Source organism: Leisingera sp. XS_AS12 (assembly GCF_041224635.1).
Classification (GTDB): Bacteria; Pseudomonadota; Alphaproteobacteria; order Rhodobacterales; family Rhodobacteraceae; genus Leisingera.
In genome coordinates this window covers 57,919-82,717 of record NZ_JBGFGM010000093.1, presented here as the reverse complement: position 1 = coordinate 82,717, position 24,799 = coordinate 57,919, and the positions used below count along the sequence as shown (strand labels likewise).

The 24,799-nt window shown below is 62.5% G+C and carries 23 protein-coding genes; 12 read left to right on the top strand and 11 right to left on the bottom strand.

What is annotated here, in order from left to right; all coding sequences use genetic code 11:
- Positions 1-243: 243 nt before the first annotated feature.
- The 5 genes from AB9K35_RS09920 to AB9K35_RS09900 all read left to right on the top strand — a co-directional run bounded on the left by AB9K35_RS09920 (position 244) and on the right by AB9K35_RS09900 (position 4,799).
- Positions 244-1,392, top strand: a complete 1,149-nt coding sequence (locus tag AB9K35_RS09920; protein ID WP_222455511.1) for an ABC transporter substrate-binding protein — start codon at positions 244-246, stop codon at positions 1,390-1,392.
- Between the two features lie 69 nt (positions 1,393-1,461).
- Entirely contained in the window at positions 1,462-2,382 is a 921-nt protein-coding gene (locus AB9K35_RS09915) for a branched-chain amino acid ABC transporter permease (protein ID WP_222455510.1), read from the top strand.
- A complete protein-coding gene (locus AB9K35_RS09910) occupies positions 2,382-3,365 on the top strand; it encodes a branched-chain amino acid ABC transporter permease (protein WP_369925708.1) in 984 nt (327 codons plus the stop codon). Before AB9K35_RS09915 ends, AB9K35_RS09910 begins: the two co-directional genes overlap by 1 nt.
- Entirely contained in the window at positions 3,358-4,113 is a 756-nt protein-coding gene (locus AB9K35_RS09905) for an ABC transporter ATP-binding protein (RefSeq protein ID WP_369925706.1), read from the top strand. The genes AB9K35_RS09910 and AB9K35_RS09905 overlap by 8 nt, the downstream gene beginning before the upstream one ends.
- Positions 4,110-4,799 (top strand): ABC transporter ATP-binding protein, encoded by a 690-nt coding sequence (locus tag AB9K35_RS09900; protein WP_369925704.1) that lies wholly within the window; start codon positions 4,110-4,112, stop codon positions 4,797-4,799. The genes AB9K35_RS09905 and AB9K35_RS09900 overlap by 4 nt, the downstream gene beginning before the upstream one ends.
- Positions 4,800-4,876: 77 nt before the next feature.
- On the opposite strand, the gene AB9K35_RS09895 is transcribed toward AB9K35_RS09900, so the two are convergent.
- Genes AB9K35_RS09895 through AB9K35_RS09885 form a run of 3 tightly spaced genes read right to left on the bottom strand, consistent with a single transcriptional unit; the run spans position 4,877 to position 7,424 of the window.
- Positions 4,877-5,653 (bottom strand): MetQ/NlpA family ABC transporter substrate-binding protein, encoded by a 777-nt coding sequence (locus AB9K35_RS09895; protein ID WP_369925702.1) that lies wholly within the window; start codon positions 5,651-5,653, stop codon positions 4,877-4,879.
- Positions 5,654-5,698: 45 nt separating this feature from the next.
- The gene (locus AB9K35_RS09890) at positions 5,699-6,373 is read right to left on the bottom strand and encodes a methionine ABC transporter permease (RefSeq protein ID WP_222455505.1); all 675 of its coding nucleotides are present in this window, start codon (positions 6,371-6,373) and stop codon (positions 5,699-5,701) included.
- On the bottom strand, positions 6,363-7,424 hold the full coding sequence (locus AB9K35_RS09885) for a methionine ABC transporter ATP-binding protein (protein WP_222455504.1): 1,062 nt from the start codon (positions 7,422-7,424) through the stop codon (positions 6,363-6,365). Before AB9K35_RS09885 ends, AB9K35_RS09890 begins: the two co-directional genes overlap by 11 nt.
- A 336-nt stretch (positions 7,425-7,760) precedes the next feature.
- Between AB9K35_RS09885 and AB9K35_RS09880 the strand changes: the two genes are divergently transcribed.
- Positions 7,761-9,278: an FMN-binding glutamate synthase family protein gene (locus tag AB9K35_RS09880; protein ID WP_369925699.1), complete on the top strand. Its 1,518-nt coding sequence runs from the start codon at positions 7,761-7,763 to the stop codon at positions 9,276-9,278.
- Positions 9,279-9,328: 50 nt separating this feature from the next.
- Here AB9K35_RS09880 and AB9K35_RS09875 read toward each other — a convergent pair whose 3' ends face one another.
- Positions 9,329-9,826, bottom strand: a complete 498-nt coding sequence (locus AB9K35_RS09875) for a lactoylglutathione lyase family protein (RefSeq protein ID WP_222455502.1) — start codon at positions 9,824-9,826, stop codon at positions 9,329-9,331.
- A gap of 104 nt (positions 9,827-9,930) precedes the next feature.
- Here AB9K35_RS09875 and AB9K35_RS09870 point away from each other — a divergent pair, with 104 nt between their 5' ends.
- Positions 9,931-10,821 (top strand): LysR family transcriptional regulator, encoded by an 891-nt coding sequence (locus AB9K35_RS09870; RefSeq protein ID WP_369925697.1) that lies wholly within the window; start codon positions 9,931-9,933, stop codon positions 10,819-10,821.
- Between the two features lie 15 nt (positions 10,822-10,836).
- Here the strand turns inward: AB9K35_RS09870 and AB9K35_RS09865 are convergent, their stop codons facing one another.
- The gene (locus AB9K35_RS09865; RefSeq protein ID WP_369925696.1) at positions 10,837-11,760 is read right to left on the bottom strand and encodes a LysR substrate-binding domain-containing protein; all 924 of its coding nucleotides are present in this window, start codon (positions 11,758-11,760) and stop codon (positions 10,837-10,839) included.
- Positions 11,761-11,898: 138 nt separating this feature from the next.
- On the opposite strand from AB9K35_RS09865, the gene ugpB reads away from it, so the two are divergent.
- The 5 genes from ugpB (at position 11,899) to AB9K35_RS09840 (ending at position 17,022) form a co-directional block, all read left to right on the top strand.
- The gene (ugpB, locus tag AB9K35_RS09860) at positions 11,899-13,200 is read left to right on the top strand and encodes a sn-glycerol-3-phosphate ABC transporter substrate-binding protein UgpB (RefSeq protein WP_369925694.1); all 1,302 of its coding nucleotides are present in this window, start codon (positions 11,899-11,901) and stop codon (positions 13,198-13,200) included.
- A gap of 69 nt (positions 13,201-13,269) precedes the next feature.
- A complete protein-coding gene (ugpA, locus tag AB9K35_RS09855) occupies positions 13,270-14,151 on the top strand; it encodes a sn-glycerol-3-phosphate ABC transporter permease UgpA (RefSeq protein WP_369925692.1) in 882 nt (293 codons plus the stop codon).
- The gene (gene ugpE / locus AB9K35_RS09850) at positions 14,151-15,002 is read left to right on the top strand and encodes a sn-glycerol-3-phosphate ABC transporter permease UgpE (protein ID WP_369925690.1); all 852 of its coding nucleotides are present in this window, start codon (positions 14,151-14,153) and stop codon (positions 15,000-15,002) included. The genes ugpA and ugpE overlap by 1 nt, the downstream gene beginning before the upstream one ends.
- 11 nt (positions 15,003-15,013) lie before the next feature.
- Positions 15,014-16,069, top strand: a complete 1,056-nt coding sequence (locus AB9K35_RS09845) for a sn-glycerol-3-phosphate import ATP-binding protein UgpC (protein WP_369925688.1) — start codon at positions 15,014-15,016, stop codon at positions 16,067-16,069.
- On the top strand, positions 16,069-17,022 hold the full coding sequence (locus tag AB9K35_RS09840) for a glycerophosphodiester phosphodiesterase family protein (protein WP_369925686.1): 954 nt from the start codon (positions 16,069-16,071) through the stop codon (positions 17,020-17,022). Before AB9K35_RS09845 ends, AB9K35_RS09840 begins: the two co-directional genes overlap by 1 nt.
- 54 nt (positions 17,023-17,076) lie before the next feature.
- On the opposite strand, the gene AB9K35_RS09835 is transcribed toward AB9K35_RS09840, so the two are convergent.
- The 6 genes from AB9K35_RS09835 to AB9K35_RS09810 form a co-directional block, all read right to left on the bottom strand.
- Positions 17,077-19,326, bottom strand: coding sequence for a methyl-accepting chemotaxis protein (locus tag AB9K35_RS09835; protein WP_369925684.1), 2,250 nt, complete (start codon positions 19,324-19,326; stop codon positions 17,077-17,079).
- A gap of 329 nt (positions 19,327-19,655) precedes the next feature.
- Positions 19,656-20,771, bottom strand: a complete 1,116-nt coding sequence (locus AB9K35_RS09830) for a cystathionine gamma-lyase (RefSeq protein WP_369925682.1) — start codon at positions 20,769-20,771, stop codon at positions 19,656-19,658.
- A gap of 181 nt (positions 20,772-20,952) precedes the next feature.
- The gene (locus AB9K35_RS09825; protein WP_369925680.1) at positions 20,953-21,726 is read right to left on the bottom strand and encodes a LamB/YcsF family protein; all 774 of its coding nucleotides are present in this window, start codon (positions 21,724-21,726) and stop codon (positions 20,953-20,955) included.
- A gap of 9 nt (positions 21,727-21,735) precedes the next feature.
- Positions 21,736-22,752, bottom strand: a complete 1,017-nt coding sequence (locus AB9K35_RS09820; protein ID WP_369925678.1) for a biotin-dependent carboxyltransferase family protein — start codon at positions 22,750-22,752, stop codon at positions 21,736-21,738.
- Positions 22,749-23,495, bottom strand: coding sequence for an allophanate hydrolase subunit 1 (locus AB9K35_RS09815; protein ID WP_369925676.1), 747 nt, complete (start codon positions 23,493-23,495; stop codon positions 22,749-22,751). Before AB9K35_RS09815 ends, AB9K35_RS09820 begins: the two co-directional genes overlap by 4 nt.
- A complete protein-coding gene (locus tag AB9K35_RS09810; protein WP_222455489.1) occupies positions 23,495-24,790 on the bottom strand; it encodes a TRAP transporter large permease subunit in 1,296 nt (431 codons plus the stop codon). The genes AB9K35_RS09815 and AB9K35_RS09810 overlap by 1 nt, the downstream gene beginning before the upstream one ends.
- Between the last annotated feature and the right edge of the window lie 9 nt (positions 24,791-24,799).

The following is a 24,799-nucleotide window of genomic DNA, read 5'->3' as shown; positions in this document are numbered from 1 at the left end:
AATGGCAGGATTGCCGATGCCAGTTTCGCAGGCGCAGAAACGACAAGATTGTTGCTGGATATATTTTAATCTTGAAATATCTATGCGAGCCTGCGTAGGCTCTTCCTCAGGGCTGGCACAAGATCAGCCGCAGGGATGCGGGTTACCGCTTGGCTTGGCTTATGTCACCGCCGCGGTATTGTCGCAATCATTGCACAACTGTTCCGGCCACCCGCCGGTCATATCGTGGGAGGACAAGACGTTATGAAATCAATTCGCAAACTGGCGATGGCCGCGGCAATTCCGGCGCTGGCAGCGGCGGGCGCCACCGGCGCGCTGGCGGACACAAAGATCGGAATGATCACCACCCTGTCCGGCGGCGGCGCGGGCCTTGGCGTGGATGTCCGCGACGGCTTCATGCTGGCAATCGAACAAGACGGTCGCGAGGGTGTCGAAGTGGTGATCGAAGACGATCAGCGCAAACCCGATATCGCGGTACAGATCGCCGACCGAATGATCCAGTCCGAGAAGGTCGACATCATGACCGGCATCATCTGGTCAAACCTGGCGATGGCGGTGATCCCGGCGGCGACCGCGCAGGGCGTGTTCTACCTGTCGCCCAATGCCGGCCCCTCCGCCTTGGCGGGCAAGCGCTGCCATGAAAATTACTTCAACGTGGCCTGGCAGAACGACAACCTGCACGAAGCCGCGGGCGCCTATGCCAATGACGCAGGGCTGAAGAACAGCTTTATCCTCGCGCCGAACTACCCGGCGGGACAGGACGCGCTGACCGGCTACAAACGCATGTACAAGGGCGAGCTGGCGGGCGAGATCTACACCAAGCTGGGCCAGACCGACTATGCGGCGGAAATTGCGCAGATCCGGGCTTCGGGCGCGGATTCCGTCTATTTCTTCCTGCCCGGCGGCATGGGGATTTCCTTCCTGAAACAATACGCGGGCAGCGGCGTGGACCTGCCGGTGGTGGGACCTGCGTTCTCGTTCGATCAGGGCATCCTGCAGGCGGTAGGCGACGCGGCACTGGGGGTCAAGAACACCTCGCAGTGGAGCAAGGATCTGGACAATGAGGCCAATGTCGAGTTCGTGGCGGCCTTCCAGGAGAAATACGGCCGTCTGCCGTCGCTTTATGCCAGCCAGGGGTTTGACACCGCCAACCTGATCCTCAGCGCGCTGGACAAGGCCGAAGTGTCCGATCAGGACGCCTTTCGTGCGGCGCTGAAGGAAGCGGATTTCGCCTCTGTGCGCGGTGACTTCAAGTTCGGCGACAACCACCACCCGGTGCAGAACATCTATGTGCGCGAGGTGATCAAGGAGGGCGACGTCTACACCAACAAGATCGTCGCCACTGGCCTGGAAAACCACGCCGACGCCTACGCGGCTGAGTGCAAGATGTAAGACAGACCAACGGGCGCGGGCTCCATGAGGGCCTGCGCCGCTGGCCTCACTTCCCCTCGGACAATCAAGATGACGTATATTCTAGTTCTGGAGCAGATCCTGAACGGGCTTCAGCTTGGCGTGATGCTGTTCCTGATGGCAGCCGGGCTGACGCTGGTGTTCGGGGTGATGGGGCTGATCAACCTCGCCCATGGATCGCTGTATATGGTCGGCGCCTTTGCCGCCGCGGCGGTGGCGGGCTGGACGGGATCGTTCCTGCTGGCGCTGATTGCCAGCCTTGCCGCGGCCGCGGCGGCCGGCGCGCTGATGGAGCTGGTGGTGATCCGGCGGCTGTATCGGCGCGACCATCTGGACCAGGTGCTGGCGACATTCGCGCTGATCCTGATTTTCTCGGAAGGCACGCGCTGGCTGTTCGGCTCTTTCCCGCTGTTTCTGGACGTACCCGCCTATCTGTCGGGGCCGGTGAGCCTGCCGGGCGGGATCGAATACCCACTGTACCGGCTGACCATCATCCTGATCGGGCTGGCGATTGCAGCCGGGCTGTTTCTGCTGATTGCCAAGACCCGCATCGGCATCCAGATCCGCGCTGGCGAGGCCGACCGCGAGATGATTGCCGCGCTTGGCGTTGATATCTCGAAACTTTACACGCTGGTCTTTGCCCTGGGCGCAGCGCTGGCCGGGCTGGCAGGCGCGCTGGTGGGCGCGATCCAGTCGGTGCAGGTGGGCATGGGCGAGCCGGTGCTGATCCTCGCCTTCGTGGTGATCGTCATCGGCGGCATCGGCTCGATCAAGGGGGCGCTGGCGGGCGCACTGCTGGTGGGGCTGACGGATACGCTGGGCGGGGTGTTCCTGCCGCAGCTGTTTGCCCTGTTCATGGAGCCCGCCAGCGCGGCCTCTGCCGGGGCATCGCTGGCGTCGATGCTGATTTACATTCTGATGGCGGCGATCCTGTTGGTACGCCCCTCGGGCCTGTACGGAGGGAGCGCATGATGACGCGCGAGAGTCTTCTCAACTGGGCGATGATCGCGGCTCTGCTGATCGTGCCGCTGGCGGCATGGAGCCTGGACGAGCCGTTCATCATCACGCTGGCCACCAAGGCGGCGATCCTGGCGCTGGCCGGGGTCGGGCTGAACATCGCGCTGGGGCTGGGCGGGCTGATCAGCCTCGGCCATGCGGCGTTTTTCGGGATCGGCGGCTATGCCATGGGCATTCTGGCGGCCCATGCGCAGAACTACGAGCCGCTGTTCAATTGGCCATTCCTGTTCGAGGGCAGCAACCAGATGCCGCTGATCTGGCTGGTGGCGGTTGTGCTCAGCGCGCTTGCGGCGCTGGTGATCGGGGCGCTGTCCTTGCGCACCTCGGGTGTCTATTTCATCATGATTACCCTCGCCTTCGGGCAGATGCTGTACTACTTCGCGATCAGCTGGAGCGCCTATGGCGGCGAAGACGGCCTGTCCATCTGGGTGCGCAATGAATTTCCCGGGCTGAATACGCTGGACCCGATCCAGTTCTTTGCCATTGCCTATGTGATCCTGTGTCTGGCGCTGTTCTTTGCCGCGCGGCTGGCGGCCTCGCCCTTTGGGCTGGCGCTGGCGGCGGCGCGACAGAACGCGGACCGGGTCGAAGCCGTCGGCCTGACACCGTTCAAGCTGCGGCTCGTGGCCTTTGTGATCTCGGGTGCAATCACCGGGCTGGCGGGGGCTTTGTTTGCCGATCTGAACCGCTTTGTCAGCCCCACCATGCTGAGCTGGCACACCAGCGGCGAGATCATGATCTTTGTGATCCTTGGCGGCGTGGGTCGCTTGTACGGCCCGGTCGCAGGTGCCGCGCTGTATATCCTGCTGGAGCATCTTCTGGGCGGGATCAGCGATTACTGGCAGATCTTCCTGGGCGTTCTTCTGCTGCTGATCGTGCTGTTTGCCCGCGGCGGGCTGATCGGGGCTATTGCCGGACGGGAGAAAGCGCATGGCTGAGGTGGTGCTGAGAACCGAGAACCTGTGCAAGAGCTTTGGCGCGCTGAAGGCCAGCAGCGATGTCTCGCTGGATTTGCGGGCGGGCGAAATCCACGCGCTGATCGGGCCAAATGGTGCGGGAAAATCAACGCTTATCAAGCAGATCGCCGGTAACTTCCGACCTGATAGCGGCAGGGTGGAACTGCTGGGGCGTGATGTGACGGCCCTGGACACCGTGGCGCGGGCGCGGATGGGGCTGGGGCGGACGTTCCAGATCTCAGCGCTGGCGATGGAATACACGGTGCTACAGAACGCAATCTTGGGCGCGCTCGGCGGGCAGGGGCGGGTGTTCCGCTTTTTCCGCAACGTGATGAAGGATCCGGCGCTGCTGGCGGTTGCCCGCGACGCGCTGGAGCGGGTCGGGCTGGCGGATGCCGCCGACCGCCGAACTGCCGATCTGTCACACGGCCAGCGCCGCCAGCTGGAAGTTGCGGTGGCGCTGACGCTGAAACCGAAGTTGTTCTTGATGGATGAGCCGATGGCGGGGCTTGGCGCCGACGGGTCGCACCGGCTAACGGGGTTCCTCGACGGGCTGCGGCAGGAGGCGCCGATCCTGCTGGTCGAACATGACATGGACGCGGTTTTTGCGCTGGCGGACCGGATCAGCGTGCTGGTCTACGGCCAGATCATCGCCACCGGCACCGCGGATGAAATCCGCGCCAACGCCGAGGTGCGCCGCGCCTATCTGGGAGAGGAGGACGCCGCATGAGCCTGTTGCAATTACAAGGGGTTGAAGCCTCCTACGGTCCGGCACAGGCGCTGTTCGGCGTCGATCTGGAGATTGGCGAAGGCGAGGTTGTGGCGCTGATGGGCCGCAACGGCATGGGCAAATCCACCACCATCAAGACGATCTGCGGCATGCTGGCGGCAAGCGCAGGCTCCTTGCAATTCGACGGGCATGATCTGCGCGCGCTGCCCTCACATAAAATTGCCCGGCTGGGCATCGGGTTAGTGCCGGAGGGGCGGCGCTGCTTCGCACCGCTGACAGTGGAAGAAAACCTGACTGCCGCCGCCCGCCCCGGCCCCTGGGACATGCAGCGGGTGGCAGAACTGTTTCCCCGGCTGGAGGAGCGACGCCACCAGACCGCAGGGTCGCTGTCGGGCGGCGAGCAGCAAATGCTTACCATCGGCCGCGCGCTGATGACCAACCCGCGCCTGCTGATCCTAGATGAGGCAACGGAGGGTCTGGCACCCGTGGTGCGACAGGAGATCTGGGCCGCCATCGCACGGCTGAAGGCGGACACCGGCCTTGCCATTCTTGTGGTCGACAAATCCCTGCGCGAACTGTCGGCAGTTGCCGATCACGCGGTGATCCTCAACCGCGGCTGCAACGTTTGGACCGGCAAGATCAGCGCATTGGAGGCAAAACAGGCGGATCGCTACCTCGGTGTCTGACGCCACTCGAATATACAAAAAAACAGGCAACTCTCCTGCGGGAAAGTTGCCTGCTTGGTTGCTTCAGACGACCATGCTTACCAGGAGGTCAGCACGGTGCCCTGATATTTCTCTTCGATGAATGCCTTGATCTCCGGGCTGTGATAGGCGTCGATCAGCGGCTGGACCCAAGGCGCTTCTTGATCGCCGTCGCGCACCACGATGATGTTGACATAGGGGTTGTCCGCGCTTTCCACGGCAATCGCATCCTCTTTCGGGTTCAGGCCCGAAGCGATCGCGTAGTTCGTGTTGATCAGCGCAGCGTCCAGATCTGCCAGCGAGCGCGGCAGCTGTGCCGCGTCCAGTTCACGGAAGCGGATGTCCTTGGGGTTCTCGGTCACATCAAGCACGGTCGGAACCAGGCCAGTGCCTTCGGCCAGTTTGATCAGACCCAGCTGTTGCAGCACCAGCAGCGCGCGCCCGCCGTTGGTCGGGTCGTTCGGGATCCCCATGGAGCCGCCTTCGGGGAAATTGTCCAGCGACGTGATCTTGTCGGAGTAGACCCCCATCGGCGTGGTGATGGTGGTCGCCACCGGCACCAGCGCAAAACCGCGGTCCTTCACCTGGTTGTCCAGATAGGGCTTGTGCTGGAACGAGTTGGCCTGAATGTCGCCATCGGCGAGCGCTTGGTTCGGCACCACGTAGTCAGAAAATTCGACCACGTCGATATTCAGGCCCATGGGCTCAGCGATCTTTGCCACCTCTTCCATGATCTCGGCGTGTTCGCCCGGCGAAACGCCAACCTTGATGTCCGCGGCTGTCGCCATGCCAGCGATCATTGCGAGGGCGGAAACGAGCGGAAACATACGTTTCATGAAGTCTTTCCTTCGGTTTGGCAGCCTGTGCTGCATGTTGTCAGATCAGCGGCCACGGTTGCGCGGCGCGCGTTTGTCGACCAGTCTGGCCAGCCCCTCACCCAGGGACTGCACAAGCTGGACCAGAACGATGAGAATGACGACCACCGCCAGCATGACCTCGGGCATGAAGCGCTGGTATCCATAACGAATGCCCAGATCCCCAAGCCCCTCACCACCGACGGCGCCGACCATGGCCGAGTAGCCGATCAGGCTGACCACGGCGAGCGTCAGGCCCAGCGTGATACCGGGAAGAGCCTCGGGGATCAGGACCTTGCGGATGATCTGGAACGGAGTGGCCCCCATGGCGCGCGCCGCTTCGATCAACCCGCTGTCCACCTCGCGGATCGCATTTTCCACCAGTCGCGCGATAAAGGGCGCGGCGGCGATGGTCAGCGGCACGATGGCAGCCGTGGTCCCGATCGAGGTCCCCGCGATCAGTCGGGTGAAGGGAATGATCGCCACCACCAGGATGATGAACGGCACCGAACGCGCGGCGTTGACCACCAGTCCCAGCACCTTGTTCACCAGCGGCGAAGACAGCAGCTCTCCGCGCTGCGAGACCGCGAGATAGACGCCGACGGGCAGGCCCACCAGCGTGCCCAGCAGACCGGAGATCGCGACCATGTACAACGTCTGCAAGGTCGCTTCGATCAGCATATTGATCAGATTAGCCGACATAGCCCAAAACCTCCGTAAGCAGGTTGTGACGTTCCAGATAGGCGCGGGCCTCGGGGCCACGGTCTGCCTCGACCGAAACCAAGAGATTGCCAAACGGGTGCGGGCCGATCTCCTCGACCGCTCCGGCGAGGATGTTAACGGGGATGCCCAGCTCGGACGTCAGCTTGGCCAGCATCGGATCGGTAGCATGACGCCCGGCAAAAGTGATGCGGATCACCTCTTCGCTGTGCCCCTGCGGCCGTTCCGCCTTTAGACGGTGCGAAACAAAACTGGGCAGGGTGATACCGGTTATGCCAGAGAGGAAAGATCGTGTCGTCGGATGTTTCGGGTCCGCGAATACATCGTAGGTCGTGCCTGCCTCGACAATCCGCCCCCCATCGATCACCGCCACATGGCTGGCAATGTCGCGCACAACCGCCATCTCATGCGTGATGAGCAGGATCGTCAAGCCGAGGTCTCGGTTGATATCGGCCAGCAGCTTCAGAACCGTTTGGGTGGTTTCAGGGTCCAACGCCGAGGTGGCTTCGTCCGACAGCAGAACCTTGGGTTTGGTGGCCAGCGCCCGCGCGATCCCAACGCGTTGTTTCTGACCGCCCGACAGCTCCGCCGGGTAGCGTCCACTCAGCTGTTCCAGACCAACTCGGGCGATGAGGTCATCAACACGCGGCTTGATTTCTGCACTCGGCAGGCCAGCGATTTCCAGCGGCAGGGCAACGTTGCCATAGACCGTGCGCGAACTCAGCAGATTGAAATGCTGAAAGATCATGCCGACATCACGCCGAATACGTCGCAGCTCTGCGGCCCCCGCCCGACCTACGTCGTGCCCGGCAACGGTGACTGTGCCGGAGGTCGGCTGTTCCAGCCCGTTGACCATGCGCAGCAGCGTAGACTTGCCAGCGCCGGAGCGTCCGATAATTCCGGTGATCGTGCCCGCAGGCACGTCAAGGTTTACGCCCTCAAGCGCTTTGACCTGGCCTGTGCCCTTCTTGTAAAAGGACTTCTCCAGGTTCTCGAAGGTGATTGCGGCACCCGATGTCTGTCTGTCGGCCATCCGAGTCTCTCGTATTCGTGCGGCCTCCTCCCAACGGCGCGGTAAACCGGATATACTGGCCGGACGCAAGCCCCACCGTCGACAGAAGCGTCATTCCAGATTACCGACACGATACTACCGTTCACCCCGAAACTGCGTGAACTCCGGCGCATTCACCGGACGGTGGCGGCAGCATCGCAAACAGTCGGCGTTGCAACCGACCGCCCGACATGGAACATTCATCAAGCCACCCCGTTTCCTACTGGCATGCCCCCGGCATCGCCTGCGGCCCAATCGCTTCGAGGCGGCACTTTCGGGCATCGTCGCCGCCAGCAGCCTCAAAGGAGCAACAGCCCCATGCCCCAGCCCTCCGGCACCGCGTTGACCCTGCTCGAGATCCTCGCCTTCACCTTCATCTTTGCGATTGGCCTGGGTTTGCTGACCCTGGTGGTGCTTTACATCCGCGACAAGACCCAGACGGACAGCACCCTGCGCCGCAACTACCCCGTTCTTGCGCGTTTCCGCTATCTGTTTGAACATCTGGGGGAATTCTTTCGCCAATATTTCTTCGCCCTTGACCGGGAGGAGATGCCTTTCAACCGCGCCGAGCGGTCTTGGGTCTACCGTGCCGCCAAGAATGTAGACTCCACGGTGGCTTTTGGCTCCACCCGCGACCTGCGCCCGGCCGGTACCGTCTATTTCGTCAACAGTGCCTTTCCTGACCTCGCCCACAACAGCGCTGCATCGCCTTTGACGTTCGGCCCTTACAGCCGTCATCCCTACAGCACCGATGCGGTCTTTTGCATCTCGGGTATGAGTTTCGGTGCCATTTCCGTTCCCGCCGTGCGCGCCCTGTCACGCGGCGCGAAACAGGCCGGTATCTGGCTCAACACCGGTGAAGGCGGTCTGTCCCCGTACCATCTGGAGGGCGGCTGTGACCTCGTTTTCCAGATCGGCACAGGTAAATTTGGCGTGCGGGATCTTGCTGGAGGCTTTGACGACGACAAGCTGCGGGCGGTGGCGTCGCACGAAACTGTACGCATGTTCGAGTTGAAACTCTCCCAAGGCGCCAAGCCCGGCAAGGGCGGCATCCTGCCCGGCGCCAAGGTCACCCCCGAAATCGCTGCGATCCGTGGTATCCCCGAAGGGCTTGACGCGATCAGCCCCAACCGACACCCGGAGGCCGCCGATGTGGCCGGACTGTTGGACATGATCGCCCATATCCGCGAAACGACGGGAAAACCGACCGGCCTTAAGACAGTGATCGGCAGTCCAGAGTTCCTGCGCACGCTGTGCCAGGAAATTCAGATACGCGGTGTCGAAAGTGCCCCTGATTTCATCACCATAGACAGCGCTGACGGCGGCACTGGCGCCGCGCCGATGAGCCTTATCGACAACATGGGCATGCCCCTGCGTGAAAGCCTGCCGCTGGCGGTCGACGTGCTGGTCACATACGGGTTGCGCGACCGCATCAAGATTTGTGCCAGCGGCAAGCTGATCAACCCGTCGGAAGTGGCCTGGGCCTATTGCGCAGGTGCCGACATGGTGGTTTCGGCGCGGGGGTTCATGTTTGCGCTTGGCTGCATCCAGGCCCTGCAGTGCAACAAGAACACCTGCCCCACCGGTATCACCACCCATGATCCGCGGCTGCAATACGGGCTGGATCCCGCCAGCAAATCGGTCCGCGTGGCACAATATGCGCAAAACATGTCCAAGGAGCTGGACATCATCGCGCACAGTTGCGGCGTCGAAGGCCCTCGGCAGCTGTGTCGTGAACACGCACGGATCGTGCTGGACACGGGCCGATCAATTTCGATGGCCGAGCTGTTTCCGGCACCAAAGCCGCTGGCCGCCCCGGCCACCGGAAATCACTGAACCCGCCCAAGGGCAGGCAGGCGACCCTGGCCGCCTCCTGCCCCGCAACGTCACTCGTAGGCACCTGCGGAATAGGTGAGTTCGTAGCTGTGACTGTACAGCTCGAAAACAATGCCGAAGGGGTCTTCGACATAGACCATACGGTAGGGTTTCTTGCCCGGAAAATATTCCCGCACCGGCATGCGTTGACGCCCACCCGCCGCGACGATGCGCTCGACGAGCCCCTCAACATCCGGGTCCTGGATGGCAAAGTGAAACGTGCCGTGACGACGGTGGTCCAGATTGTTCTCCGGCGCGTAGTTCTCAGGAAATTCAAAGAGTTCTATGCCAATGCCGTCCGCGGTCGCGAGATGCGCGATCCTGAGGGACCCCCATCCAGGGCCAAAAACATCGGTGCACATCATGCCGATTGCACTGTCGTCCTCGACTGCCTCAGACGGCTGCATCACGACGTAAAAGCCAAGGACCTCGGAGTAGAATTTGACCGCCGCCTCCAGATCCGGGACGGACAGGCCGATATGAGAAAACGTTCGGGGTGTCGGGGTCATTCGATGATCTCCATTTGCGTTTCGTAACGCTGAGGTAGACACCGCGCTGCCAAATATGAAATTATCATTCAGAATTGAAATCATAACAGATTGTTTTTACCCTGATGCTGAATGCCACCTGGCTCAACACGTTCACCACCCTCTGTGAAACCGGGCATTTCACCCGCACCGCAGCCCGGCTGAACATGACGCAGCCGGGCGTTTCACAACACCTGCGAAAGCTGGAACTTCAGCTCGGCCAGGCTCTGATCACTCAGCAGGGCAAGAGTTTCACCCTCACCCCGGCGGGCGAGGCCGTGTTTGCCCTCGGCCTGTCACGGCGGGAAGAGGAAAAGGCGCTGCGCGAAGCAATCGAAACCGACAACAAGGACGCGGGCGATGTGCGCATCGCCTGCTCCGGTAGCTTCGCCATGCTGCTGTACCCAAAGCTAGTGCCCTGGATGCAGCAGGCCCCCGAGTTGTCCATTCACCTTCAGGCCGCGCCGCAATCGGACATTCTGAATGGATTGCTGGACGCACGTTTTGATCTCGGCATACTCGGGGCGGACCCGGGGCACGCGCGGCTGGACGCGGTGCAGCTGGGGCGCGAGGAGCTTTGCCTGCTTTTGCCCGCCGACGCCGCAGACACACCGCCAAGCTTTGCCGATCTCGACGCGCGTGGCTTCATCGCGCACCCCGATGGATTTGCCTACGCCGACGACCTTTTGCATCGCAACTTTCCCGACGCCTATCCCGGCTCGGACAGGATCAAGGTGCGCGGCTACGTGAACCAGATCGGACAAATTCCGTCACCAGTCGCCCAAGGGATTGGCTACACCTTGTTGCCCCGGAGCGGCGTAGAAGCGTTTGGGCAGAAGGACCGCCTCAAGGTGGTCCAGTTGCCGGAGCGGCGCTGGCACGAGCTCTGGCTGGCGACCCGACGCGGCCGCACCCTGTCGGCCCGCGTGTCACACGCCGCCGATCTGGTCCTCGCCGCGGCCGCTGCCCTGCGATAACGTCGCCGAATGATCTCAGATCGACTGCGTGTCGGCCTCGGCCGGTTCTGCCCGAAAGGGTTTCAGACTTTCAGCAAACGCCTCGAGGAAGTCCAGCGCCAACAGCGACCGACTGCCTGACACCGGTCGCAAGATCGACAGCCGATGATTGATCTCCGGCTCGAAGGGTACGATGGCAATGCCCTGGCCGCGGTACTGCTCCGCATCCAGCGCGCTGACCACCGTCGCCCCCTGCCCCTGGCTGACGATGATGCAGGCGGTCGAGAACTGACGCACCTCGATCCAGCTGTTCATCTCCACCCCGGTTTCGGAAAACGCCCGCAGGAGCTTGCGGAAGAACGGGCTGTCCCGGCGGGTGTGGATCAGCTTGCGATCGGCCAGATCCAGCGGGGTCACCGCGTCCCGGTTGGCAAGCGGATCGCCCTCGGGCAGCACACAAACCGTACGAATCGGCACGTCCATGCTTTCCACCGCCGGGTGGGTGGCAAACTCATCTGTTATGCCACAGTCGTATTGTTCGCCGATGATCCACTCGAGAATCCGCTCTGGCCGGTCCGGCTCCAGCGTCAGCCGCACGCCGGGGCGATGCTCCAGAAACCCCGCGAGCAACTTCGGCAGCAAGGCCGTGGCAAAGCCCGGCAAGCAGGCAATACGCAGATGGCCCGCCGTGCGCTCGGTCAAGTCCCGGTTGAGTTCCTCGAGATGGTGCAGGCTGTCAAACACCCGCCCCACTTCCGATAGCAGATAGCGGGCCTCGGAGGTGGGAATCAGGATTCCGTCCTTTCGGGTGAACAGATCCACCGCCACTGATTTTGAAAAATCGGAAAGAAGCCGACTGGCCGCCGGCTGCGAAATACCAAGGGATTCCGCTGCGCGGGTGACCGATCCGGTGCGGGCGACGGCCTGAAAGGCCTCTAGCTGGCGGAGACTGAATTTCAAAGGCTTAGCCACGCTTAACAGGGATTTTCACGCCAACATATAACATCATGTTATGAAATTTGTCAAAAAACTTTTGCTTGAATTATTTGCTGACTCGCTCAAAACCTAGGCGCAGAGCCAACCTTGGGAGTACAGCTCATGTCCATCAAATCTATTCTCAGCGCCTCGGCGGTCGTGGCCGTTGCTGGTAGCACCGCATTTGCAGAAACCGAAATTCAGTGGTGGCACGCCATGGGCGGCACCAACGGCGAACGGGTCAACAAGATCGCTGAAGATTTCAACGCCAGCCAGGATGAGTACAAGGTCGTACCCGTCTACAAAGGCAACTATACCGAGACCATGACCGCGGCGATCGCGGCCTTCCGTGCCAAGGAGCACCCCGAGATCGTACAGGTCTTCGAGGTTGGCACTGCCACCATGATGGCTGCCAAGGGCGCCGTCTACCCGGTCGAACAGCTGATGAAGGACGCAGGCGAGCCGTTCGACGGCGACGCTTTCCTGCCCGCCGTGGTCTCTTACTACGAGACCCCCGAGGGCGAGCTGCTGTCGATGCCCTTCAACAGCTCCACCCCGGTCCTGTGGTACAACAAGGACGCGCTGGATGCCGCCGGTGCCGACGTGCCGACCACCTGGGAAGAGGTCCGCACCGCTTCGCAGAAGCTGGTCGACAATGGCATGAAATGCGGCGTCTCCTTTGGCTACCAGTCCTGGGTGATGATCGAGAACTTCTCCGCCTGGCACAACCTGCCGTCCGGCACCAAGGAAAACGGCTTTGGCGGTTTTGACACCGAGCTGACCTTCAACAACGACAAGGTCGCTGCGCGTCTGGACGACATTGCCGACATGGGCAAGGAAGGTCTGTTCGTTTACGGTGGCCGCCGCGGCGACAGCCTGCCGATGTTCACCAATGGCGACTGCGGCATGTGGATGAACTCCTCCGCCTACTACGGCTCGATTTCGGAGCAGGCGGATTTCGAGTTCGGCCAGACCATGCTGCCGCTGGACACCAAGATCGCGGACGCCCCGCAGAACTCCATCATCGGTGGCGCAACCCTGTGGGTGCTGGCCGGTCACGACGAGGAAGAATACAAGGGCACTGCCAAGTTCCTGAGCTACCTGTCGTCGCCCGAAGTACAGGCCTGGTGGCACCAGGAGACCGGCTATGTGCCGATCACAACCGCCGCTTACGAGCTGTCCAAGGAGCAGGGCTTCTATGAAAAGAACCCCGGCACCGATACTGCTATCAAGCAGCTGAGCCTGAACACCCCCACCGCCAACAGCCGCGGCATCCGCTACGGTAACTTCGTGCAGATCCGCGACGTGATCAACGAAGAGCTGGAAGCCCTGTGGGGCGGCGAAAAGACGGCACAGGAAGCACTGGATGCAGCCGTGGAACGCGGCAACGACCTGCTGCGTCGCTTTGAACGTTCGGCCAAGTAATCCATCCTGACGACCCGGCCCTGCCGCTCCCAATCTCGGGCGGCAGGGCTTTTTCTGATTGGGGGCTTCATGCTCAAACGGGTGCATTTCCCTTCTTCGCTGCTGCCATACCTCTTGGTGGCACCGCAGATCATCATCACGCTGGTGTTCTTTCTCTGGCCCGCCAGCCAGGCCATGTACCAGTCGTTCCTGATCGAGGACGCCTTTGGCCTCGGCACGGAATTTGTCTGGTTCGAGAATTTCGAGCAACTGCTGACCGACAGCCACTATCTCGCCAGTTTCCAACGCACGGCGGTGTTTTCGATGCTGGTGGCGGCCCTGTCGATGGGCACTGCCCTGATCCTGGCGGGCTTTGCCCAACGGGTTGTGCGCGGCGCGATGTTCTATCGCACACTCCTGATCTGGCCCTATGCTGTGGCGCCGGTTCTGGCGGGTGCGCTCTGGGTGTTCATGTTCAACCCCACTCTCGGGATATTTCCCTATTTCCTGGAAATGGTGGGCATCACCTGGAACCACTATCTGAGCGGAAATCAGGCCATGGCGCTGGTCATCATGGCCGCGGCCTGGAAGCAGGTCGCCTACAATTTCCTGTTCTACCTTGCCGCGATGCAGTCGATCCCGAATTCCGTAATCGAGGCAGCAGCCATTGACGGCGCAGGCCCGGCGCGGCGGTTCTGGACGATCATCTTCCCGCTGATCTCCCCCACCACGTTTTTCCTGCTGGTCATCAACATGGTCTACGCCTTCTTCGAAACCTTCGGCATCATCCACGCGGTGACCCAGGGCGGCCCAGGCACCTCGACCACCATCCTGGTCTACAAGGTGTTCAACGACGGTTTTGTCGGGCTCGACCTCGGCGGCTCTGCCGCACAATCGGTGGTTCTGATGGTTCTGGTCATCGCCATGACCGTGGTCCAGTTCCGCTTTGTTGAAAGAAAGGTGGAATACTGATGGTCGAAAACCGCCCCTTCGCAACTTTCCTGACCCATCTGGTGCTGGTGCTCGGCGTCATCGCCATTGCGCTGCCGGTCTGGATCACCTTTGTTGCCGCCACCCATGACCCGCTGCGCATGGGCCAGGCCCCATTGCCGATGTGGCCCGGCGATCATTTCCTTACCAACATGAAGCAGACCCTGTTCGGTTCCGGTCTCAGCGGCACGGAGGGTGCGCCGGTCTGGCTGATGCTGCTGAACTCTCTGGCAATGGCGCTGATGATCTCCACGGGCAAGATCATCATTTCGCTGCTGTCGGCGTTTGCGATCGTCTATTTCAAGTTCCCCTTCCGGATGACCTTCTTCTGGATGATCTTCATCACCCTGATGCTGCCGGTTGAGGTCCGCATCCTTCCCACCTTTGAGGTGGTGGCAGATCTGGGCATGCTCAACAGCTACTGGGGCCTCTCGGTACCGCTGATTGCCTCGGCAACGGCAACCTTCATGTTCCGCCAGGTCTTCCTGACGGTCTCGGACGAGATGCTGGAAAGTGCGCGGATCGATGGCGCCGGGCCGCTGAGGTTCTTCTTCGACATCCTGCTGCCGCTGTCGCGTACCAATATCGCGGCGCTCTTCGTGATCCTCTTCATCTACGGCTGGAACCAGTACCTCTGGCCTCTCCTGATCACCACGGACACCTCGATGACCACCATCGTGATGTCGATCAAGCAGATGCTGGAGGCTGCAGAGCAAAGCCCGCAGTGGAACATCATCATGGCCACGGCCCTTCTGGCGATGATCCCGCCAGTCTTCGTGGTCATCGCAATGCAAAAGCTCTTTGTGCAGGGCTTGACGGAAACCGATAAGTAAGGCGCCGAGACATGGCAGATATTCAACTCAAAGATCTGGTGAAATCCTACGGGCCGACCGAGGTGCTGCACCACATCGAAGGCGACATCAAGGATGGCGAGTTCATCGTCATTGTCGGCCCCTCGGGCTGTGGCAAATCCACGCTTTTGCGCATGATCGCAGGCTTGGAAACCGTGACCTCGGGCGAGATCGCCATTGGCGGCAAACGGGTGAACGAACTGGAGCCCGCCTCCCGTGACATCGCCATGGTGTTTCAGAACTACGCGCTCTACCCGCATATGTCGGTGCGCGAGAACATGGCTTACGGGCTCAAGATCCGCAAACTCTCGAAGGAAGAAATTAACCGCCGCGTCGAAGAGGCGGCGGAAATCCTTGAGATCAAACAGTATCTTGACCGCAAGCCACGGCAGCTGTCCGGTGGTCAGCGTCAGCGGGTTGCCATGGGCCGCGCCATCGTGCGCGACCCGCAGGTGTTCCTGTTCGACGAACCGCTGTCGAACCTGGATGCCAAACTGCGGGTGCAGATGCGGCTGGAAATCCGAAAGCTGCAACAGCGCCTCGGCGTGACCTCGATCTACGTGACCCACGATCAGGTTGAGGCGATGACGCTGGGCGACCGGCTGATGGTGCTGAATGGCGGCTACGTCGAACAGTTCGGCACTCCAATCGAACTCTATGATCGGCCTGCCTCGGTCTTCGTTGCGGGGTTCATCGGCAGCCCGGCGATGAATTTCCTGCCTGCGGAGGTCCAGAACGGCCAAGCCGTCCTGCCCGGCGGTGCCCAAGTGCCCGTAATGGGGCAGCATTCCGGCCAGGCCACCTTCGGCATTCGCCCCGAGCATCTGCAAGCGGATGAAGCCGGCCCCATCGCAATCCAGATCGACATGCTGGAACAACTGGGCGCCAACACCCTGTTGCACGGGCGCCTGCAGGGCACTGACCACACGCTGGTCGCCAGCGTGCCGGGACATGCCACCGATGCGCCCGGCACGCTGCGCCGCTTTGCGGTGCCCGCCGAGCGCAGCCACCTGTTCGACGCCACCAGCGGCAAGCGGTTGGCAGACTGATGGTCTTTCCCCAACTTGCCGCCTTCACTGCCGCGCCGGGCGTGATCCGTCTGGTCGGTCACCGTGGCGCGCGCGGGGTGCTGCCGGAGAACACCATCGCGGGCTTCGAATTCGCGATGCAGTCCGGTGTCTCGCTCCTGGAACTGGACGTCACCGCCACCCGCGACGGGGTGGTGGTGATCACCCACAATCACCATCTGACCCCCTCTATGGTGCGCGATGGCGACGGCAACTGGCTGCAAGGCTCACCGCCCAAGGTGTCAGCGCTGACCTACGACGAACTGCGCCCCTATGACGTGGGCGGGCTGGACAGCCGCAGCGCCTATGGCATGCGCTTCCCCGATCAGGGGTTTCTGGAACAGACCCGCATCCCGCGCCTGTCGGAGTTGCTGACACTGCTTCAGCAAGACCAGCACCAAGACGTTCACCTGCTGTTGGAAATCAAGTCCGATCCTGACCTGATGGCCGACAGCACTGCCCGCAACACGCTGGTGCAAGCCGTGGTGGCCGAGGTGCGGGCGGCAGAGGTTCAAAATCGCACGGTTCTGCACAGTTTCGACTGGGATCTTCTGGCGGATTGTCAGCGGCTGGCACCAGAGATGCCTGCCTCCTTCCTCACTCAGATGCCCGAGAATGACGACGACATCGGCGAGGATTCCTCCAAGGCAGTCAACCCGGTCGAGGGTTTTACCGCGCTGGAGCTACCGGACAAGGTGGCCGCGGCTGGTGGACAGTTCTGGTGTCCCTACTTTCTCGACATTACCGCCGAGTCCCTGGCCCGCGCCCGCGAACTGGGCCTGATCACCGTGGTCTGGACCGCAAACGAGCCTGCGGACATATCGCGCATGATCGAACTGGGCGTGGACGCGATCTGCACCGACTATCCCGGACGGGTGCAGCACCTGCTGCGACGCAACGGCCTGCATTGGCAAGTCGCCCCGACGGTGGCTTGAACTGAAAACCGGAGGGCGCGCAATGAGCCGCCCTCCGGTTTCCGGCCTGATAGGTCAGGCGATACGACGAAGTGGTGCCGGCTGCGCGGCCTCGGTTGGATGGCCAAGCTCGAATTGGCCAACCACCGCAGACAGGCTATGCGCCTCGTTCTGCAACAGCTGGCTCGACGCTGCACCTTCCTCGGCCATCGCGGCATTCTGCTGGGTCATATTGTCCAGCTGATGCATCGCGCCATCGATCTTTTCCAGCCCCAGGGACTGACTGCGCACACCTTCGGCAATCTCACTGACCAGGCCGGATACATCGGCAACCTGCGAAATGATGCTGTTCAGCGCATCACCCGCGCGTCCAACCATGGAAACACCGTTGGCCACATGTTCCTCGCTGGCGTTGGTCAGCGCCTTGATCTGCCCCGCCGCATTGGACGCCCGCTGGGCCAGTGCCCGCACCTCCGACGCAACAACCGCAAAGCCCGCCCCAGCTGGCCCCGCACGCGCCGCCTCGACACCGGCATTGAGCGCCAGCAGGTTGGTCTGAAAGGCCACGTCGTCAATCAGGTTGATAATCTTGGAGATCTCTGCCGACGCGGCCTGGATCTGATCCATAGCCTCGACGGCGGAGGTCACGACTTCGGTGCTCTGCTCCGCCTCTGTGCGCGCGCCGCGCATGGTTTCGTCCATCCGGCCGGCCCGCTCCGCGGTGGCGCGGATGCTGCCGGTCAGGTCCCGGATTGCCGTCGCCGTTTCCTCCAGCGTTGCGGCCTGACTTTCGGTTCGATGCGCCATCTCGGTGGCCGCACCGCGCTGCTCCTCGGAGAACCGTCCGACATTCTGCGCCGCTCCGACAACCTCTGCCAGCGAACTGCGCAACCGGCAAAGGCTGCGATTGAAGTTCTCTCTCAGGGTTTCGTACTGGCCATCGAACGGGACTTCGATATCGCAGGCCAGATTGCCGCGCTGCAATTCGGCCAGGGCCGCGCTCATGCTATCGACCACCGCCGCCGTGTGGCGCGCAGCTTCCACCTCGCGGGCAGCTGCCGCATCCGCCTCTTTCAGTTTGCCGCGAAAGCTGTCGAGACTACGAGCCAGATCGCCCAGCTCATCGCCGCGATCCCGCCCCGGAATCAGAGTGTCATACTGACTGTCAGCCAGAGCATTTGTTGCCTCGCGCAGGCCGTGCACCGGCCGCGTCACACTGCGCGCTGCCAGCCAGGAGACAGCGACAGCCGCAAGCAGCGCCACACCGATCAGCACCGCCGCGGTCAACCGGATCCGTTCGACAGCCGCAAAAGCCGTCAGCGTATCGGTTTCCAGCACCAGCGACCAGTCGAGACCTGGCAGTTCCAGCGGCAACACCATGGTGATCGCCGGTTTGCCGAGGCTGGAAGTGTCGGCCAGAAACTGTCCGCGCTCACGCGCCATGGCAGCCTGGATCTGCGGCGTCTGCGCCAGCGGTTCAAGGATCGGGAACAGACCCGACACCGAAGAGGGGCTGCGCGCCTTGCCATCGGCGCTGACCACGAAGATGTTCTGGTGGCTGTCCCCCGACAGATTGCTGGTCAGGGCATTAACAACGCCCGCGCTTCCGAACTGCACGGCAATGACACCTGCAATCTTCTTGCTCTTGGTAAATACCGGAGCGGCCATGAAGGCAGCCACACCATCGGCACTATGGGCATAGCTGGCAAAATCCGCGGTCACCACGGTTCCGGGTTCGGCCTCCAGCGCGGCGTTGAAAACCTGCGCCAGTCCGCTCTTCGGCGCATCCTGAACCGCTGTCATGAAATCGCCTTGCTTGCGTACCGAATAGACAACCTGCCCCGCGGCACTGATCAGGTACAGATCCTGGTAGCCGTTCAGCCGCAGGCTTTGCAGAAATGTAGGATGGTAGGTCACATGCGACTGGTTGTAGTAGCTGCCATCACCGGCATCCAGAAGCTCCTCCCGCTGATGGGAGGGATGGGGGTTCTCCGCTGCATAGGTCTGTTTCAGATACGCGACCGGATCGGCCTCTTCGACCATGCCGATCACACGTTCGAAATTGCTGATGGCGCGGAACACCGCAGGCTGCCCTGCAAGGCTGGACACGTCCGAGCGCGCAGCCTTGATCAGGAAGGACAGCGCCTGGGCGCCGGATTTCGCCTCAATTTCCTGCGCCGAGAAGGCGTTTTCACGGATACTGCGCTCGGCGACCGAATAGACCAGCAAGGACACGGTCACCAGAAAGGCGCCGGTCAACGCTACCATGATCAACGGCAGTTTCAGCTTCAGCGGCAATTTGGTCAGACGCGGCAAACGGGACATACGAGGCAAACTCCTGCAAGGCGGATTCCGGCATGGATCCGGGATTTGAGCAGCCTAGACAGGAATTCCCTGACAAAACGTATATCGTAAATCAGGCGAAAAATCTCGCCAGCTTGCGCGTTCCGACAGGGCTGACACGTCGGCAAATCCGCCAGAAGGTCGGGCAAGCAAGGTAGACGTTTGTTATCCTTGGGATATTTTTAGACTTTCAATGCTTTGCGGCGGACCGCGCGAAATCAACGGCCCCGAACACCAGTCGGGCGTGGCCGCGACGGTTCGGGTCCGTTCAATTCTAATCAATCTGCAGTGGACGGTTGCGCCCGACAGGGTCAGCTGTCCAGCGCGTCAAGGGATGCCGCGATGGCGCTCCACAGTTCCTCGACCGGTTCGGTACCGACCGACAGCCGCACGAAGCCCGGAGCGACATCATCCCCCCAGCGCGCGCGCCGTTCGGCAGAACTGTGCACACCGCCAAACGACGTCGCCGCGCGCAGCAGCGGGCAGCCGTTGATGAAGGCATCGGCCTGCTCGGCACTGTCAAGCGTCAGCGAGATCAGGAACCCGAAACGCGCCATCTGCCGTTTGGCCAGCGCATGCGCAGGATCTTGCGGCAGTCCCGGATAGCGGACACTGCCCACTTTGGGATGGGCTGCCAGCCGCTCCGCAAGAAGTTCTGCGGTATTGCACATTCGGTCAAACCGCAGCTCCAGCGTCTCAAGCCCGCGATGCGCAAGCCAGGCCTCCTGCGGACCAGGAATGCCACCGCCAAACTGACGCCACTCGCGCGCGGCCTGAAGGATGTCGGGGTTCCGGGTCGCCAGGTGGCCCATCAGAACATCGGAATGACCACCCGGTGCCTTGGTGTCGGAGGCAACAACCACATCCGCTCCCAGCTCCAGAGGACGCTGGCCCAACGGGGTCATCGTGGTGTTGTCGACGATCAGAATGCCGCCCGCGGCATGCACTTCCTGCGAAACGGCGCGCAAGTCGCAGAGGTCCAGACCGGGGTTCGAAGGTGTCTCGGCAAAGACCACATCGTAGCCCGCGAAACCACCCTCGGCGAAACTGGCACTGGGGCGCTGGTCAACCTCGACGCCCAGCTGCGCAAGGAAGCGTTCACTCAGCCGACGGGTAACATAGTAGCCATCCGAGGGGATCAGGATCCGGGCTCCAGCCTTGACGCAGGCAAAGAGCGACGCGGAAATTGCAGCCATGCCGGAAGGATAGGCCAGCACCGGCGCGTCCTCCAGGTAGGCCAGAACATGCTCAAGATGCTCCCAGGTCGCATTGTCGGCCCTGCCGTAGCTGGGTCCCCCCGACCAATCGCCCGGCAGATGATACATCGAGCTTTGCGTGAGCGGCAGAGCCACCGGATCGCCCTCGGACAGGGTATTGCCACGCAAATGCAGCATGGCTCCGGCTTTTGGGGCGGTGGGGGTATCCATGGTCTGTCCCTCGTGCTGACGCTTATTCAACGGGATTGTTAACCCGCCGGGATGCAAAAGGAAATCAAAGGATATCGTCACGCCCGATATTTGGGACCGCGGGCCGCCCGTTGCGGCAACCGCGAGGGAAATGTGTTCAAAAACCGCGCAGACCGACCTTGGCGGTCGGTCTGCCGGGGCTTTAGACCTTTGCGCCTTCGAATTGAGCAAGGCTGACGCCGCTTTCCAGCAGCGCGCTGCGAACAGCCTGCGCAATCGCAAGGGCAGTCGGCGTGTCGCCATGCAGGCAGATGGTATCGATCCGCGTTGGAATACGCGTACCGTCAGCCGTGATGATGGCGCCTTCGCGCACCATGTCCACCATGCGCCGCCCCGCCTCAGCCGGGTCATGGATCACCGCACCCGGCAGGCTGCGGTCGACCAATGTGGCATCATTGTTGTAGGCTCGGTCGGCGAAGATCTCACACGCGGTTTTGCAGCCCAGTTCCTGCGCCGCCTGCTGCTGCGCAGTGCCGGCCAAGACCATCACGATGATCTCCGGATCAACCGACAAAGCAGCCTCGTAACAGGCGCGGGCCATCTCCACGTTCTCGGAAGCCATATTCGCAAGGGCTCCGTGCAGTTTCAGGTGCCGCACCTCGCCGCCTGCCGCGCGCGCCATCGCCTGCGCCGCGCCGAGCTGGTAGCGAACCATGTTCCCAAGGGTCTCATTCGGCACCGACATGCGACGACGGCCAAAGCCCTGAAGGTCCGGAAACCCTGGGTGCGCGCCGATGCCGGTGCCGTTGGCAACCGCAATCTTCATCGTCGAGGCCATGACGTCAGGATCGCCCGCGTGATAGCCGCAGGCGATGTTTGCCGAGGTCACAATGTCCAGCAACCCGGCGTCATCGCCCAGCGACCAGGCACCAAAGCTTTCCCCCATATCGGCATTCAGATCGACAGTTCGGGTCATGTCATTTCCTCACAGAACATCTTCTTCGCGGGCAATTGCCCCGCTGATCAGTTGATAGGACAGCAGGTTGGTCATGGTGCGCGGATCGCGGATCAGCGGAACACACTGGCCGCGCAGCCCCTTGCGACGCTCGGCCTCTGCGCGTTCCAGTTCGACCGCTTCGTCCAGGGGAATGAAGCGGAATTGAACAGCCACGCCTGCCGCCGCCTGTGCCAGCCGCGGCAGATCGCAGGGCATCACCGTCCCGATCCGGGGATAGCCGCCAGTGGTCTGACTTTCGGCCAGAAGCACATAGGGCGTGCCGTCACCGGTCACCTGGATATCACCGGGCACGATCACCTCGGACACGACAGAGCGTGCGCCGTCTGTTCGGAACCCCTCGCCGTCACTTTCCATCGGCACACCCATGCGATTGCCGCGCGCGCCGCGGCGAAAGGTGGTCTTCTCAAAGCGCTTCAACTCGGCGTCTGGAAACAGCGCGGTCTGCAGACTGGCGACGACCCGCACGATGCCGCCCTCAAACCGGTCTTCCGGCACAAGGCCCAAGCCAGTGGTACGCCCAGAGTCTGGGCCGACCTCCAGCGCATCACCTTCAGCCAGCGGCGCACCGATACCCGCGGCCAGATGCGCTGAGCGAGCGCCCAGATGCTCCGGCGCCTGAAAGCCGCCGCCGACATGCAGATAGCCGTAGCTGCCGCTGCGCGCCGCACCAATTGTCAGCCGCGCCCCTGCGGGCAACAGGTGGCTGGCGTTCCAGGCCACGGCGGCACCGTCAATGCTGGCCCGCATCGGCGCACCGGTCAGCGCGATCCGCAGATCCGTGTCCGCCTGAAACTCGCCGCCCATCCCGGCCATCTCGATCGCCGCCAGATCCGCGCCCTGCCCCAGCAAAGCCGCGCCCTCGGCCAGCGCCAGCCGGTCCGCGGCGCCGCCACGGGAGACACCGTATTCCAGCCAGCCGGTCCGGCCGCCGTCCTGAACCGTCAACCCCGGCCCGGCGCGCAGAATTGTCAGAGTTCCGGTCATGCCAGATCCTCCGCCTTGGCGCCGCCCAGCGGATCGCGCCTCAAACCTTGCAACTCCTCCGGCGTGACCGAAGTGAACTGCACCTCATCGCCAGGGCGTAGCAGGAACGGCTCCTCCGCATCGGGACGGAACAGCCGCACCGCGGTCTGGCCTGCGTGCATCCAACCGGTTGGCGTTGCGACCGAGAACAGGACCAGCTGGCGGATCGCCACCGCCAATGCGCCCTCAGGGATGCGGGAGGTCAGCTGGCTCTGGCGCGGGATGTCCCAGGCCTCGGGTAACTCACCCAGATAGGGTTGACCCGGGGCAAATCCGATGGTCTGCACCCGCACCCGCGCTGACGACAGCGAGGCCACCGCTTCTGCTTCGGTCATGCCAGCTGCCTCTGCGGCCTGCGGCAGCTGTGGTGCCAGATCCGTGCCGAAGACGGCTGGGATCCGCCACAGGCGGCGCTTGTCGGGCAGCCCGGCCGCGTACCAGTCGCGCTGTGCCAGAAGATTTTCCAGCCGCGCCCGCAAATCAGCATGGTCCAGATGCCGCAGGTCGAACCGCACATAGGCAGAAACCAGCGAGCTCGACACTTCCTCGACCCCGTCCCAGCTTTCCTTTGCCAAGGCCGCACGGAAGGCCAGCGCGGCGCGGTTGGCCGGCTCACTCAGGCGGCTGCCAAAGCTTACCAGCATCCCGTCCACACCCACCGTGCGGATCTCGGGAACAGATGTTTCCACACGCGCCTCAGCCATCACATCTGCTCCGGCAGGTAGGTTACGATTGAGGGGAACAACACGATCAGCACCAGCGCCACGATCATCAGGAAGAAGAACGGCAACGCCGCTTTGGCGACGGTCAGAATGTCCCGCCCGGTCAGCGATTGCAGCACGAACAGGTTGAAACCGACCGGGGGGGTGATCTGCGACATCTCCACCACGATCACCAGGAAGATGCCGAACCACAAGGGATCGATGCCCGCTTCCAGCACCATTGGCATGATCACCGAGGCAGTCAGCACCACCACCGAAATACCGTCAAGGAAGCAGCCCATGATCACGAAAAAGATGGTCAGCGCTGCCAGCAGGGTGAAGGTCGAGAGGTTCAGGGAGCCGATCCACTCTGCCAGAATGCGCGGAATGCCGGTGAAGCCCATCGCCACGGTGAGGAAGGACGCCCCCGCAAGGATGAACGCGATCATGCAGGAGGTGACTGTCGCCCCCATCAGCCCCGCAGTAAAGCTTTCGCGGGTAAGTGAGCCGGACTGCCACGACAGCAAGAGCGCCAGCACCACGCCGACGGCGGCGGCATCGGTGGGCGAGGCAATGCCCGCATAGATCGAGCCGATCACCCCGCCGATCAGCAGCACCACCGGCAGCAGCCTGCGGGCGCGCTTCAGCTTCTCACGGAAGGTGGCGGCCATATCCTCGGTCGGCAGCTTGCTGCGGTTCAGCAGCGCCCAGACCACCACATAGCCGACGAACAGGCCAACCAGCAGCACGCCCGGGAGCACGCCCGCGACGAACAGCCGGGCGATGGATTGCTCGGTCGCCACGCCATAGACGATCAGGATGATCGAGGGCGGGATCAGCAAGCCCAGCGTGGCGGAGCCCGCCAGCGTGCCGATCACCAGCTTTTCAGGGTAGCCGCGGCGCGCCAGTTCAGGGATCGACAGCTTGCCGATGGTGGCGGCGGTGGCGGCAGACGACCCCGACACGGCAGCAAAGATGCCGCAGGCAAATACATTTACGTGCAGCAACTGCCCCGGCAGCCGGTTCATCCACGGCGACAGACCGGTGAACATGTCCTCCGACAGGCGCGAGCGGAACAGAATTTCGCCCATCCAGATGAACAACGGCAGCGCCGCCAGCGCCCAGGAGTTGCTGTGGCCCCACATGGTGGTGGCCATCACCAGCCCCAGCGGCGCCTCGGTGAACAGCGCCATAGCGGCGATGCCCACGCCCAAGAGGGCAAAGGCCACCCACAGACCGGCGCCCAGGAACAGGAACAGAAGGAACAGGAGAATGATGGAAAGCGCGGCAACCGACATGATGATCCC

Excerpts from the sequence above, each read along its gene's own strand:
- AB9K35_RS09830 (WP_369925682.1), bottom strand. The coding sequence starts at position 20,771 with ATGGATACCCCCACCGCCCCAAAAGCCGGAGCCATGCTGCATTTGCGT.
- AB9K35_RS09900 (WP_369925704.1), top strand. The coding sequence starts at position 4,110 with ATGAGCCTGTTGCAATTACAAGGGGTTGAAGCCTCCTACGGTCCGGCA.
- AB9K35_RS09840 (WP_369925686.1), top strand. The coding sequence starts at position 16,069 with ATGGTCTTTCCCCAACTTGCCGCCTTCACTGCCGCGCCGGGCGTGATC.
- AB9K35_RS09890 (WP_222455505.1), bottom strand. The coding sequence starts at position 6,373 with ATGTCGGCTAATCTGATCAATATGCTGATCGAAGCGACCTTGCAGACG.
- AB9K35_RS09870 (WP_369925697.1), top strand. The coding sequence starts at position 9,931 with ATGCTGAATGCCACCTGGCTCAACACGTTCACCACCCTCTGTGAAACC.
- AB9K35_RS09815 (WP_369925676.1), bottom strand. The coding sequence starts at position 23,495 with ATGGCTGAGGCGCGTGTGGAAACATCTGTTCCCGAGATCCGCACGGTG.
- AB9K35_RS09920 (WP_222455511.1), top strand. The coding sequence starts at position 244 with ATGAAATCAATTCGCAAACTGGCGATGGCCGCGGCAATTCCGGCGCTG.
- AB9K35_RS09880 (WP_369925699.1), top strand. The coding sequence starts at position 7,761 with ATGCCCCAGCCCTCCGGCACCGCGTTGACCCTGCTCGAGATCCTCGCC.
- ugpE (WP_369925690.1), top strand. The coding sequence starts at position 14,151 with ATGGTCGAAAACCGCCCCTTCGCAACTTTCCTGACCCATCTGGTGCTG.
- ugpB (WP_369925694.1), top strand. The coding sequence starts at position 11,899 with ATGTCCATCAAATCTATTCTCAGCGCCTCGGCGGTCGTGGCCGTTGCT.
- AB9K35_RS09825 (WP_369925680.1), bottom strand. The coding sequence starts at position 21,726 with ATGACCCGAACTGTCGATCTGAATGCCGATATGGGGGAAAGCTTTGGT.
- AB9K35_RS09915 (WP_222455510.1), top strand. The coding sequence starts at position 1,462 with ATGACGTATATTCTAGTTCTGGAGCAGATCCTGAACGGGCTTCAGCTT.
- AB9K35_RS09820 (WP_369925678.1), bottom strand. The coding sequence starts at position 22,752 with ATGACCGGAACTCTGACAATTCTGCGCGCCGGGCCGGGGTTGACGGTT.
- AB9K35_RS09905 (WP_369925706.1), top strand. The coding sequence starts at position 3,358 with ATGGCTGAGGTGGTGCTGAGAACCGAGAACCTGTGCAAGAGCTTTGGC.
- AB9K35_RS09875 (WP_222455502.1), bottom strand. The coding sequence starts at position 9,826 with ATGACCCCGACACCCCGAACGTTTTCTCATATCGGCCTGTCCGTCCCG.
- AB9K35_RS09910 (WP_369925708.1), top strand. The coding sequence starts at position 2,382 with ATGACGCGCGAGAGTCTTCTCAACTGGGCGATGATCGCGGCTCTGCTG.
- AB9K35_RS09810 (WP_222455489.1), bottom strand. The coding sequence starts at position 24,790 with ATGTCGGTTGCCGCGCTTTCCATCATTCTCCTGTTCCTTCTGTTCCTG.
- ugpA (WP_369925692.1), top strand. The coding sequence starts at position 13,270 with ATGCTCAAACGGGTGCATTTCCCTTCTTCGCTGCTGCCATACCTCTTG.
- AB9K35_RS09885 (WP_222455504.1), bottom strand. The coding sequence starts at position 7,424 with ATGGCCGACAGACAGACATCGGGTGCCGCAATCACCTTCGAGAACCTG.
- AB9K35_RS09835 (WP_369925684.1), bottom strand. The coding sequence starts at position 19,326 with ATGTCCCGTTTGCCGCGTCTGACCAAATTGCCGCTGAAGCTGAAACTG.
- AB9K35_RS09895 (WP_369925702.1), bottom strand. The coding sequence starts at position 5,653 with ATGAAACGTATGTTTCCGCTCGTTTCCGCCCTCGCAATGATCGCTGGC.
- AB9K35_RS09845 (WP_369925688.1), top strand. The coding sequence starts at position 15,014 with ATGGCAGATATTCAACTCAAAGATCTGGTGAAATCCTACGGGCCGACC.